Source organism: Moritella sp. PE36 (assembly GCF_000170855.1).
Classification (GTDB): domain Bacteria; phylum Pseudomonadota; class Gammaproteobacteria; order Enterobacterales; family Moritellaceae; genus Moritella.
Window position 1 is genome coordinate 116,667 of record NZ_ABCQ01000001.1, and the last position, 13,386, is coordinate 130,052.

Annotated in this window: 12 protein-coding genes; 2 read left to right on the forward strand and 10 right to left on the reverse strand. The window is 42.8% G+C overall.

Annotation, left to right across the window (positions count from 1 at the left end; translation table 11 throughout):
• Window positions 1-24: 24 nt before the first annotated feature.
• The 3 genes from PE36_RS00485 to PE36_RS00495 are packed head-to-tail and all read right to left on the reverse strand — an operon-like array spanning window position 25 to window position 2,745.
• Complete coding sequence (locus PE36_RS00485; RefSeq protein ID WP_232286508.1) at window positions 25-804, reverse strand: heme ABC transporter ATP-binding protein; 780 nt, start codon at window positions 802-804, stop codon at window positions 25-27.
• Between the two features lie 13 nt (window positions 805-817).
• Window positions 818-1,870: an iron ABC transporter permease gene (locus PE36_RS00490; RefSeq protein WP_006029971.1), complete on the reverse strand. Its 1,053-nt coding sequence runs from the start codon at window positions 1,868-1,870 to the stop codon at window positions 818-820.
• Between the two features lie 8 nt (window positions 1,871-1,878).
• Window positions 1,879-2,745, reverse strand: a complete 867-nt coding sequence (locus tag PE36_RS00495; protein WP_006029972.1) for a hemin ABC transporter substrate-binding protein — start codon at window positions 2,743-2,745, stop codon at window positions 1,879-1,881.
• Between the two features lie 215 nt (window positions 2,746-2,960).
• On the opposite strand from PE36_RS00495, the gene hutX reads away from it, so the two are divergent.
• Entirely contained in the window at window positions 2,961-3,518 is a 558-nt protein-coding gene (hutX, locus tag PE36_RS00500; RefSeq protein ID WP_006029973.1) for a heme utilization cystosolic carrier protein HutX, read from the forward strand.
• Between the two features lie 24 nt (window positions 3,519-3,542).
• Complete coding sequence (gene hutZ / locus PE36_RS00505) at window positions 3,543-4,082, forward strand: heme utilization protein HutZ (RefSeq protein WP_006029974.1); 540 nt, start codon at window positions 3,543-3,545, stop codon at window positions 4,080-4,082.
• Between the two features lie 137 nt (window positions 4,083-4,219).
• Here hutZ and tilS read toward each other — a convergent pair whose 3' ends face one another.
• From tilS to fabZ, 7 genes are all read right to left on the reverse strand, one after another.
• The gene (gene tilS / locus PE36_RS00510) at window positions 4,220-5,644 is read right to left on the reverse strand and encodes a tRNA lysidine(34) synthetase TilS (RefSeq protein ID WP_006029975.1); all 1,425 of its coding nucleotides are present in this window, start codon (window positions 5,642-5,644) and stop codon (window positions 4,220-4,222) included.
• A 128-nt stretch (window positions 5,645-5,772) separates the two neighbouring features.
• Window positions 5,773-6,723, reverse strand: a complete 951-nt coding sequence (gene accA, locus PE36_RS00515) for an acetyl-CoA carboxylase carboxyl transferase subunit alpha (protein ID WP_006029976.1) — start codon at window positions 6,721-6,723, stop codon at window positions 5,773-5,775.
• Between the two features lie 66 nt (window positions 6,724-6,789).
• Window positions 6,790-10,269 carry a DNA polymerase III subunit alpha gene (gene dnaE, locus PE36_RS00520; protein WP_006029977.1) on the reverse strand — a complete coding sequence of 1,160 codons (3,480 nt, stop codon included), beginning with the start codon at window positions 10,267-10,269 and terminating at the stop codon, window positions 6,790-6,792.
• An 81-nt stretch (window positions 10,270-10,350) separates the two neighbouring features.
• Window positions 10,351-10,950: a ribonuclease HII gene (gene rnhB / locus PE36_RS00525; protein ID WP_006029978.1), complete on the reverse strand. Its 600-nt coding sequence runs from the start codon at window positions 10,948-10,950 to the stop codon at window positions 10,351-10,353.
• Between the two features lies 1 nt (window position 10,951).
• Complete coding sequence (lpxB, locus tag PE36_RS00530) at window positions 10,952-12,127, reverse strand: lipid-A-disaccharide synthase (protein ID WP_006029979.1); 1,176 nt, start codon at window positions 12,125-12,127, stop codon at window positions 10,952-10,954.
• Between the two features lie 25 nt (window positions 12,128-12,152).
• Window positions 12,153-12,923 (reverse strand): acyl-ACP--UDP-N-acetylglucosamine O-acyltransferase, encoded by a 771-nt coding sequence (gene lpxA, locus PE36_RS00535; protein WP_006029980.1) that lies wholly within the window; start codon window positions 12,921-12,923, stop codon window positions 12,153-12,155.
• Complete coding sequence (fabZ, locus tag PE36_RS00540) at window positions 12,923-13,378, reverse strand: 3-hydroxyacyl-ACP dehydratase FabZ (protein WP_006029981.1); 456 nt, start codon at window positions 13,376-13,378, stop codon at window positions 12,923-12,925. The genes lpxA and fabZ overlap by 1 nt, the downstream gene beginning before the upstream one ends.
• Window positions 13,379-13,386 lie beyond the last annotated feature (8 nt).

The following is a 13,386-nucleotide window of genomic DNA, read 5'->3' on the forward strand; positions in this document are numbered from 1 at the left end:
CGTAAAGCGTACAAACAAACAGCACTACATGATAATCGGATGTGAAAACTCGGCATGATTAATCACCGTGCTTTCATAACCATAAACGTGACGAATATTATCAGTGGTCACCACTTGCTTGGCACAGCCATTAGCGCAGATATTACCGTCCTTCAATAAAATGATCCGGTCAGCATACTTAGCCGCCAAATTAAGATCATGTAATACTGTAATAACCGCCACCCCTGTCTGTGCTAAATGCTTGGCACTCTTTAATAATTGATGTTGATAATTTATATCCAAAGCCGCCGTGGGCTCATCCAATAATAGTATCTGTGGTTTGTTCTTATTACCCACAGCTAACTGTAATAATACCCGGGAAAAATGCACACGCTGTTTCTCACCACCCGATAATGTCGGGTAAGCACGTGCTCTTAAATGGTCGATCTCTTGTTCAGCTAAGATCGTATCAGCGAGTGCTTGTACTTTAGCTTGACCACAATCGGCCTGTAAGCCGCCCATCAGCACCACGTCAATCACTTGAAATGAGAAACTTAAGCTGGCGCTTTGTGGCAATACTGCCAGCGTCCTGGCTATCTCACTCCGATTAATATTGCTCCGCATTTCACCGTTTAAGAAAATTTTCCCAGAGGAGGGTTGCAACTCACCGGTGATGGCTTTGAACAACGAACTTTTACCCGCACCATTAGGGCCAAGCACAGCCAAAAACTCTCCTTCATCTAACGTCAAATTGAGATCATTAAAAATACATTTACCTGCGATGCTATAATTCAACTGCTGGCAATGCAGAACCGGTGTTGTCATGTTTAACATCCGCTTATATCCCCAACTTAGATCGTTGTTGTAAAAGTAAAATAATAAAGAAAGGACTGCCTAATAACGCCGTAATAATACCCACAGGTACTTCGCTCGGTGCCATGATCGTACGTGCTAATATATCGGCAAGTAATAATAACAATGCCCCTAACATCGCCGATAATGGTAATAAACGCTGATGGTTCGGCCCCACTAACAAGCGAACCAGATGCGGAATAATCAAACCAATAAACCCAATCATACCTGCGATTGATACCGCAACTCCGAGTCCGATTGCACAGCAAAATATTAACCGACGTTTTATACGCACAATATCGATACCAAGGTGCACCGCTTCCGCATCCCCCAGCAATAAAATATTCAATGCTTTCGCTGATGACATAAATACCACCAGCAAAAATACCAGGGTGATACTACTGATGGTAATACTGATCCAATTACTGCCCGCCATTGAGCCCATTTGCCACAAACTCAAATCACGTAAACTTTGATCATCGGCAATATACGTGAGCATGCCCATCCCCGCGCCGGCAATAGCACTGATAGCCACACCCGCAAGCAGCATCACCACCACCGAGCTGCCTTGGCTACTTGTCCCGACTTTATAGACAAGTAAACAAACCGCTAATGCAAAGGTAAACGCAAAAAAAGACACCGTACTCAATTGTAACCAATCTGGTAAATCAACCATCAAGTCAGCAAAAATAACAATACCTAAACCCGCACCCAGTGCCGCACCACTGCTTACCCCAATAATACCGGGATCAGCTAACGGATTACGAAACACACCTTGCATCACCGCGCCAGTTAATCCTAAAATCCCGCCTATGGATAAACAAAGTAACGTGCGAGGCAAGCGAATATTACTCACCACGATGACGTTTTGAGTGCTTACTGGCGATTGCCAATTAACCCAATTCACCAATAATGCTTTGATACTGTCAGCAAACGAGATCGCCATCGGACCCACAGAAACAGATAACACCACCATAGAAGCAAGAAAAAATAACACAACACTCGGTAACAACAATGGCCAGCGGCTATTAACAAACATATACGCCCCTAATACTCTAATTCAAGCTCTAAATTAGCAGATAACTGAGGGTATAACTTAACCTGTAACTGTTTTGCTTGTTTGATACTATTCAGTCCCAGACCACCGATTAGCGCGCTGCCATCAATGACATAAATCGCTTTATTACGACCTGCAGGCGTTTGTGCTAATAATGGCATTGCCGCAATTAAGGTATCGATATCTTGATATTTCTGCCAATGACGGCCACTGACTAAAATACTTTCTGGCGCCATTGCCAAGAACGCTTCTGCTGATAATGCTTGGTAAGAATTAAGCGCTGCAGCAGGGTTAACCGCGCCCGCTAATGTCATCACCGAATGTGCTGTGGTATTACTCCCAGCAGCAGTATAAGTACCTTTATCATTCAACAGTAAGAACAGCATTTTTTTAGGTGTGTTGATTTGTTGCTTATTTGCTTCTAACTGGTTAATGTCACGTTCAAGCTTGATAATTAATTGTTTGGCTTGTGATTTTCTATCTAATTTATCACCCAGTAAGGTAATGGTATCAAGTAGGTTTGTCGTCGTTGTTTCGGTCGGTAATACCATTACTTCAACACCACTTTGTACTAACAGATCAAGTGTTGATTGCGGGCCCATTTCACTGCTACCAATCAGGGTATCTGGTGCTAGAGATAATAATCCTTCAGCAGACAATTGACGGTGATAACCAACCACAGGTAATTTAGCTACAGCCGGGTAGCGACTGGTCAAATCGACAGCAACCAAATCATCTTGTTTGTCCAAGGCGATTAATAACTCAGTAACACCCGCGCCCGCACTAATGATACGTTCTCCGGCCACACTACCGAATGACAATAATAAACAACAAACGCTAACCCAAACCTTATTCATTTCAATTCCACCCAGCAATAAATTTAATAATGTTTATAGTTAAATAAAGAACTGTATTTAGATGCAAAGCCAGTTCTTAAATTAAACTAATATTTGTTCGCTAGTGTAAATAACAAACCCTTATAATGCAAATGAGAATTGGTTGCATTATCATTACAACTATATTAATCTGCAATCACTACCTCAATCATAGGGTCACTTAAAGGCTTAACAGTATGCAAGAAAACACTACCCGTAATGCTATTCATCAGCTAATGGCAGATAAACCTCGATTAAGAAGCATTGAAGTTGCACTTGAATTAAATTGCAGTGAACTTGAGGTGATCCAAGCATTGCCAGAACAAGAAGTGAATATGTTGCCAGCTGAGCAAGCACAACGCTTATTAACCGATATAGCTGACTGGGGTAACGTAACTTGTATTATTGAAGTATCTGGCTTTGTCTTTGAAGTGAAAGCGCCGTTACCAAAAGGAAAAAATGCTTACGGTTATTACAACTTATCGCATGACAGTGACGGTTTACAAGGCCACCTCAAGCTTGATAATCTATCTGCAATGGCCTTACTTACCCGTAAAGTACGCGGTAAATTAAGCTACTACGTGCAGTTTTTTGATCATAAAGGTAACAGCGTATTTAAGATTTACCTCGGTCGCGATAAAGATGGCCAAGTGATCCCTGCACAAATTACTCGCTTTAATGCGCTAGCCACACAAACCACAAGCGATGACGCTAATATAGTCAGTGACGAAACTATTGCTATCGTAACTAATTAAACACAAATAACGGACACTCAGATCATGATGATGAACAAACAAGAACGCTTAGAGAATCGCTTACAACCAAAAATTGCAGAATTTAGAGAAGAGCGCCAAACGTTAGTTTTATCAACATTAAGCGCAGATGGATTTCCACATATTAGTTACGCACCCTTTGTTCGTTTAGCAGATGGTTACTACATTTTAATCAGTGAGATTGCTGAACATACGCAGAACTTATTGGTAAATCCAAATCTGTCTTTCATGCTATTAGAAGATGAGCAAGGCGCTAAACAAATCTTTGCCCGCCATCGTCTAACATACAAAGCCAACGCTGAAGTGATTGATCGTGAAAGTGATACATGGGCACAGGCTATCCCAGCATTAGAAGCGCGTTTTGGTGAAATTATTACGAACCTAAGTGGTTTAAGTGATTTCCGTCTATTCCGTATCGAACCACAAACAGGTCGCTACGTGAGAGGCTTCGGTAAAGCGTATACTGTTAACGGTAATGACGATATTGACTTCGTGCACCTAGAAAAAGGTCATCAGCAGGTCAAAGAAGAAGTTGAAGCTGAATAACCCGTTCAATATAAGATAAAAATATAGCTTTAAATAGAAATAGAAGCAGAAGCAGATGGATTTATTCATCTGCTTTTTTGTGACTAACTCAAATTATTCCATACTCTCATCATATACTTTCATACTTTCCTACTTTCCTATCGCTCACGAGTGACATGCCAACATAAGCCTTCTTGCGCTTCGTAACCTTTGCAAATCCAAAGTCCAACCGCACAGACTAATTCATCGCCATAATAGACTAATGGGATACGATCACGTAACCAAGGTGCTATCTGATATTCTTGGTATAACTTTTTAATACTGCGCGAGCCACTACGTCCAACAGGATGACACTTACCCTCACCCCGGAAACGGATAGTTACCTTGTCATGTGCGAGGGGCTCTTTCACACAGTAACCGCTATCATTATCGTCAATAGCATTGCTGCTATCAACGCCACTTTTTCCTTGTATAGAGTCTTGTGTCGTGTCTTGTATCGAGTCCTGTAAATGCAAGGTACCGATATTGTCAGGTAATGCAATACGTTGAGATTGGGTATGTTCAAGCGTTATCACTACGTCTTTTAGCTCCGCGTATTTCTGCTGGTTATAAAGCACCCCTTGATAACGGCGAAACTCACCAGCCTGCCAGCTCAATTGTGGATTGGCATCATCAGCGGCATTCACCACCTCTAACCATACTTTATCTAAATGGTGACGGCTTGGCATCGGTAGCTGTTGACCAGCAAGCCAAAAACGAATGACATTGTTACGGCGAATTTTTGATAATTTATCTAACTCCGCAATATTTAATCCACTAAAAGAATGCGCACAAGTCACCAAATCTATTTCTGCAATTTCATCTGATAATGCCTGCTGCTCGGCGCAGAGCTCGGCGCTGCGATGCACGGCATGAGCAATACCCGGCCAACGCTGTTTTAAACTAGGAATAATTTGATGACGTAAGAAGTTACGATCATAACTCTGGTTATTATTGCTTTCGTCTTCGACCCAAGATAATTGTGCTTGGCTGGCATAATCCACCAGCGCTTGTTGCGGATGTATCAATAAAGGACGGACTATTTGGCAGTTCGCTTGTAATGAAAAAGGCATCTGTGCAGCCATTGCCGACAAACCTTTTACACCAGCACCACGCTTAAGCTGCAACAAAAATGTTTCAAGCTGATCATCAAGATGTTGGCCAAGTAATAATAACGATCCATCATTGAGATGTTTTGCTATCGCTTGATAACGGGCGGTGCGCGCTTGTGCTTCTAAACTTTCTCGACTGCCAACATTAAGCACAACCTTTTCAGCGATAAAGTTAATGCCTAACGCCGCAGCAGTTTGCTGGCAATGGTCTAACCAAGTATCCGCATTGTCACTTAAGCCATGGTGCACATGTACCGCAAGATAAGCGTGTTGTGGATATCGCTGTTGATAACGAGCCAGTAAATGCAATAACACATGAGAATCAAGACCACCGCTATAGGCAAGTACGATCTGCATCGGTTTTGTCGTTAACGATTGTAACGCGTGCTGAAATGTTGAGAAGAGATCGACGTTAGTAACCACAGTTATCATCACGGTAAGAATAGACCAGAACAGTATATACCGAAAAGTGATGGATATAAAAAAACCGCTAATAAAGCTATTAGCGGTTTTATCAATATTATTCGATTATCGTTATAACAATGTAGCGTTATAGCCGCTTACATGCCAAATGACATTAGACGCTCATAACGTTGTTCTAACAATGTTTCATGCCCAAGCGGTGTAAGCTCAGCAAGATCCGCTTTAATGCGCTCTTTCAAGTTAGCAGCCATTAAAGGTATATCTCGGTGTGCGCCACCGAGTGGTTCTGAGATAACGGTATTAATCAAATCTAAGCTCTTAAGTCGCTCAGCAGTGATGCCCATCGCTTCCGCAGCTAAAGGTGCTTTATCAGCAGACTTCCATAAGATTGACGCACAACCTTCAGGCGAGATCACCGAATAAGTACTGTATTGCAACATGTTAACGCGATCACCAACACCAATCGCTAATGCACCACCCGAACCACCTTCGCCAATCACAGTACAAACAATTGGTACTGTAAGCTCAGCCATTTCTTTTAAGTTACGCGCAATCGCTTCACTTTGACCACGTTCTTCGGCACCAACACCAGGATAAGCACCTGGGGTATCAATAAAGGTAATGATTGGCATATTGAATTTTTCAGCCATTTTCATCAAACGTAAGGCTTTACGGTAACCCTCTGGACGCGGCATACCAAAGTTACGTCTTAATTTTTCCTTGGTATCACGGCCTTTTTGCTGACCAATGATCATTACCGGCATACCATCTAAACGCGCGGTACCGCCAACAATTGCTTTATCATCCGCAAACGCACGATCGCCAGCAAGTTCATCGAAATCGGTAAACACATGCTCGATATAATCAAGGGTATAAGGACGCTGTGGATGACGCGCCATCTTAGCGACATCCCAAGGTTTCAAATTACTGAATATTTTTGTGGTTAGTTCTGCATTCTTCTTTTCTAAACGAAATATTTCATCTTGTAGATCAACATCATCAGTATTGTTAGTCACAAGTTTTAATTCATTGATCTGAGCCTGCAATTCTGCAATCGGCTGTTCAAAATCTAAAAAATTTATGGCCATGAGGCGCTGCTTCCTTATCTAATATTATTGCTAATGGCTAATGACGACAATCTTGTAACGTCAGCACTAATCAAATTCAAGATCAACATTTCCCGACCCTAGCATCAGCTCTAATCCATATAAGAGCTCATCGGTGGGCGATACTCGCCATTCGACACCTAAAGTTAATTTAGCCTTCGCGTCGGCGCGTTGATAAACTATATTTATGGGACAAGTACCGGCACGATAAGGTTCAAGTGTTTCCATAAACTTACCCATAAACGTATCATTTATTTTTTCTGCATTTAACTGCAATGTGATACCACGCGCATAACGTTCTCGCGCAGTTTCAATATCCATAACTTCTCTGGCGGTCATCTTATACCCACCATTGAAATCGTCAAAGCTGACCTCTCCAGTAATCACTAAAATGCGATCTTTGGCGATATATTCTTCATAACGTTCAAACGCTTCTGAGAAGAACATCACACTTAGGCGGCCACTTTTATCATCAATCTCTAAGATCCCCATGCGGGTACCTTTCTTCGTCACTTTAACTTGTGCCGAAATAACTAACCCAACCGCGGTAACGACTTTACCACGTTCGGTCGGTTTTACATCTTTCAAGCGATTAGTCGAATAACGCTTAACTTCTTTAATATACTGATTAATTGGATGACCTGTAAGGTAAAGACCTAAGGTTTCTCGCTCCCCTTCCAGCCATACTTTATCAGGCCATTCAGGTACATCAGCAAATTTGCTTTCAATTTCTTCCGGTTCGGTGGTTAAGATACCAAACAAGTCACTTTGACCATATGCTTCGGCCATCGCGTGTTGTGCCGCAGCTTTCATTGCTTCAGGTAATGTAGCATGTAAGGCGGCGCGATGAGGACCTAATTTATCTAATGCGCCGGCGTAAATCAGTTTTTCCATGATACGTTTACTGATCTTTTTCAAATTAACACGGTTACAGAAATCAAACAGATCGGTGAATTCGCCCCCACTTTCACGGGCGGCAATAATGGCATCAATAGGGCCTTCACCCACGCCTTTAATCGCACCGATACCATAAATAATCGTATGGTCTTCCTGCACGTTAAACTTGAATAGACCTTTGTTCACATCAGGCGGTAACAATGTTAGCCCCATGCGTTCCACTTCATCAACCAAGGTTACCACTTTCTCGGTATTATCCATATCAGCAGACATAACGGCCGCCATGAAGTAAGAAGGATAATGGGTCTTCATCCACAGCGTTTGATACGATACCAGTGCATAAGCCGCGGAGTGGGATTTATTGAAACCGTAACCCGCGAACTTTTCTACCAAATCGAAGATCTTCATCGACAGGTCACCGTCGACACCGTTATTTATCGCACCTTCTTTGAAAGTACCACGCTGTTTTTCCATCTCTTCGGGCTTTTTCTTACCCATAGCACGACGTAACATGTCAGCGCCACCGAGGGTATAACCAGATAAGACTTGGGCAATCTGCATGACTTGTTCTTGATACAAGATAATGCCGTAAGTCGGATCGAGGATTTCTTTCAACGATTCATGTTGATATTGGGCATCAGGGTAAGAAACTTCTTCTCGACCATGCTTACGGTCAATAAAGTTATCTACCATGCCTGATTGCAATGGACCGGGACGGAACAAGGCCACCAGCGCGATCATATCTTCAAAGCTATCGGGTTTAAGACGACGGATCAGATCCTTCATACCACGCGATTCTAACTGGAATACCGCGGTAGTTTCTGAGCGCTGTAGTAAGTCAAAACACCTTCGGTCGGTAATATCAATCGACTCAATACGGATTTCTTTTTTACCTTGCTTCACTAGATGCGGATTCGCCATATCCAGTGCCCACTGAATAATGGTTAAGGTGCGTAGACCCAAGAAATCGAATTTAACCAGTCCGGCTTCTTCCACGTCGTTCTTGTCAAACTGGGTAACCGGGTTATTACCAGAATCATCACAATACAGTGGTGCAAAATCGGTGATCACGGTAGGTGAAATAACCACACCACCGGCATGTTTACCCGCGTTACGTATTACACCTTCCAGAATACGCGCCATATCAACCAACGCGCGTACTTCTTCATCACCTTGATACATTTCATCCAAACGTGGTTCAACATCCCACGCTTTGGCTAAGGTCATGCCCGGATCGCCCGGGATCAGCTTAGAAATACGATCAACAAACCCAAACGGATGACCCAGTACCCGACCAACATCACGGATAACCGCTTTTGCCGCCATGGTACCAAAGGTAATGATCTGACTTACTGCATCGCGGCCATACAATTCGGCCACGTGATCAATCACCTCGTCACGACGATCCATACAGAAATCGACATCGAAATCGGGCATGGAGACACGTTCTGGATTCAAGAAACGTTCGAACAGTAATTCGTATTCCAGTGGATCAAGATCGGTAATCTTCAGTGCATAAGCCACTAATGAACCGGCACCGGACCCTCGACCTGGGCCAACTGGAATATTGTTGTCCTTACTCCATTGGATGAACTCCATTACGATCAGGAAATAACCCGGGAAACCCATGTCGTTAATTACTTTTAATTCAATCTCGAGTCGATCTTCATACGCCGGACGTTGGCGTTCACGCTCTGCGGGATCGGGGAATAAGAAATCTAAACGTTCGACTAAGCCATCTTCGGATACTTTGACTAAGAAATCTGCAGTCGACAGTTCACCGGTTGGAAAGTTAGGCAGGAAATATTCACCTAAGCGTACCGTGGCATTACAACGCTTGGCAATTTCAACTGAGTTAGCCAGCGCTTCTGGAATATCAGCAAATAACTCACACATTTCATCTTCACTGCGTAAGTATTGTTCTTTGCTGTATAACCTAGGGCGACGCTTGTCTTCTAACGTATAACCATCATGGATCGACACCCTAATTTCATGAGCATCAAATTCATCTGCATGTAAGAACACCACATCATTGGTAGCAACAACAGGTAACTGATGCTGGCTGGCAAAATCAACAGCCATGTGCAGATAGGCTTCTTCATCTTGACGACCAGTACGGATCAACTCAAGATAATAACTATCGGGGAAGTGTGCTTGGTAAAATGTTAAACACTGTCGCGCTAATGCATCATTACCTTTTAATAGGGCTTTACCTATATCACCATTACGCGCACCAGATAATAAGATAACGCCTTCGGCATGCTCAGCTAACCAGGCTTTATCAATAATGGCACGACCATCAACATGGCCACGGCTGTATGCTTTGGAGATCAACACCGTAATGTTGTTATAGCCTTTGTTATCTTTGGCTAATACGGTTAGCTTAAACTGCTCTTCTGGATACTCTTCACTCTGCACCCAAAAGTCCGCACCAATAATGGGTTTAACCCCTGCCCTTTGCATCGCACCATAGAATTTAACCAAGGCACACATATTGGTTTGATCAGTTAATGCGATCGCCGGCATATTGAGTTCTTGTAAACGGGGCGCTAGACGTTTCATACGTACTAAGCTGTCCACCATCGAGAATTCAGAGTGTAAATGCAGGTGAATAAAACGAGGTTCTGCCATAATTAAGACTTTCTGCTAATTGGAGTAGATAAAAATAAAATGAAAAACAATATCGGTAAAGTGGCGCTAGGCCACCAGACCTTATTTTAATAGACCTAGCGCACGTTGCACAGGTTTAAAACTTTTACGGTATTCTTCTGTTGGTCCAAGTTCCGCTAACTTTTCCATGTGTGCTTTGGTTGGGTAACCTTTATGCTGGGCAAAACCATATTCAGGGTAACGTTCATGCAGTTCATCCATTTCAGCATCTCGTACTACTTTTGCTAAGATCGACGCAGCACTTATTTCTGCCACGCGCAAATCACCTTTGACAATGGCTTCTGCAGGCATCGGTAATGCAGGGCAACGGTTACCGTCAATAAACACATGCTCTGGTTGCAGAGTAAGTCCAGCAACCGCACGCTGCATTGCGACCATGGTTGCTTGTAAGATATTGAGTTCATCAATCTCACTTGGGCTGCAACGACCAATACTCCACGCTAATGCTTTTTCTTTAATCTCAGGAAAGAGCAATTGACGCTTCTTATCACTTAATTTTTTTGAGTCCGTAAGCCCCACAATTGGGTTGTTCGGATCTAATATCACCGCAGCGGTAACAACATCACCGACTAATGGGCCTCGACCCACTTCGTCAACACCAGCAACAAGTTTACCCTCAGGGTAAATTACTTCATCATACATATTATTTACCTGTCTTTAGCGTTGCACTTTTTTTATCATTAATCAATTCAAGCACGGCATCCGCGGCTTGCTTATCCGCATCACAACGGATCAATTTATGTAGCTCGGTAAAGTGTGCAATCAGTTTAGCATTGTCTGTTTCTAATAGTTTGGCCATTTCGTCTGCCAATATCTCGGGTTGGCAATCATCTTGTAAACGCTCGGCGACAATTTCTTTTTTTGCCAACAAGTTTGGTAATGACACAAACGGTGCTTTCATCAAGCGCAGCATGATCTTATACGTAATCGGCTTAACACGATAACCCACCACCATCGCACGCTTCATCAGCATAGTTTCGAGCGCGGCAGTACCTGATGCTAAGAGTACCGCATCTGCAACCGCCATTGCTTCACGCGCATGGCCATCTAAAACGATCACATCGAGATCAGGGGCTACTTCTTGCTTAATCGCGAGAAACTGTGCTTTACGTTGTTCATTCACCATCGGCACAACGAAATGCAAGTCACTAAAACGTTGTTTTAATAAAATCGCTGTTTCTAAAAAACTTGCCGACAATAACCCGACTTCACCAGCACGGCTACCCGGTAAGATAGCCACATAACGTTGCTTAGGATCGAGTTTTAATTGCGTAATGGCCGCTTGCTTGTCCGCACCTTCCAATGGAATGGAGTCGGCCATAGTATGGCCAATGAAACGGCAAGGTACATCGTATTCATCATAGAACGCTTTTTCAAATGGCAGAAAGGCGAGCACCATATCAACGGCTTTTTTAATCTTGAATACACGTTTTTGACGCCATGCCCACACAGAAGGGCTGACATAATGTACGGTTTTTATACCGTTTGATTTTAAGTTTAATTCAATGGGAATATTAAAATCGGGTGCATCAACACCAATGAAGATATCGGGCGGATTTTGTTTAAAATGGGCAAGAACTTCCCGTTTTACTTTAAACAATCGTGGTAATCGACCCAGTACTTCCACTAGACCAAATACAGATAGCTCTTCCATTTCAAACAGTGTATTAAAACCAAGCGCTTGCATGCGAGGTCCAGCAATACCTTCGAAAATGGCATCAGGGTGGCGGGATTTAATTTCTTTGATCAGGGCGGCAGCTAGAATATCGCCGGAGACTTCTCCGGCGATAATACCAATACGTAATGGTTTCGTTGTCATTGTAAGCTATCTATAAAGAATACGATTAACGAATAATACCACGTTCACTGGTTTTTAAAAATTCTGTAAACAAAGCAACACTGGGTTGTTCATTGGCACTTTCTTCTAATGCAACTAATGCTTCGGTTACGGTATTACCTTGACGGAATAATACCCGGTAAGCACGCTTAACCGCTTTAATTGCCTCAGCATCAAATCCACGGCGCTTAAGACCTTCAGAGTTGATACCAAAAGGCTTAGCATGGTGACCCGATGCCATCACATAAGGAGGGATATCTTTAATAATAACTGAACCGCCAGCAATGAAAGCATGAGAACCTACTTTACCAAACTGGTGGATCGCAGCGTGACCACCAAAAATAACGAAATCACCAATATGTACATGACCCGCTAATGTCGCGTTGTTAGCAAAAATACAGTTATCACCGATGATCACATCGTGTGCCACGTGCGCATTCACCATAAACAAGCTATTGCTACCAATTTTGGTTAAACCTTGATCTTGTACTGTACCACGGTGAATAGTAACGCCTTCACGGAACACGTTATTATCACCGATCTCAAGACGGGTATTTTCACCCGCATATTTAAGATCTTGGCACTCTTCACCAATTGAACCAAATTGGAAAAAGCGATTACCTTTACCAACTTTACAAGGACCATTGATAACCACATGAGAGGCGATCACACAGTCATCACCAATCTCAACGTTTTCGCCAATGGTAGTCCAAGGACCAATTTTTACATTTTTGCCAATTTTTGCGCTTTCATGCACAATAGCTGTTTCATGGATCACTAGTTAGCCTCTCGTCTTGCGCACATGATTTCAGCATCACAAACTACTTTACCGTCAACTTTTGCAATCGCAGTAAAAAAGCCAATACCACGGCGTTCTTTAATTAATTCAATATGTAGATGCATTACATCACCAGGCACCACAGGTTTACGAAAACGCGCCTTATCGATACCGGCAAAATAATACAGTTCATTATCACCAGGGCCGCCATCTGTCTTATACCCTAACAAACCCGATGCTTGCGCTAACGCTTCTAAAATCAGTACACCTGGAAAAATAGGATTCGTTGGGAAGTGGCCGGTAAATTGTGGCTCATTTACCGATACATTTTTAATCGCATGTATCGACTTGCCCGGTACATAATCCAATACCCGGTCAACAAGTAAAAATGGATACCGGTGTGGTAAAAGACTCATGATTTCTTGTATTTCAATTGTATTTTTTTGTTCGCTCAAAATTTTCA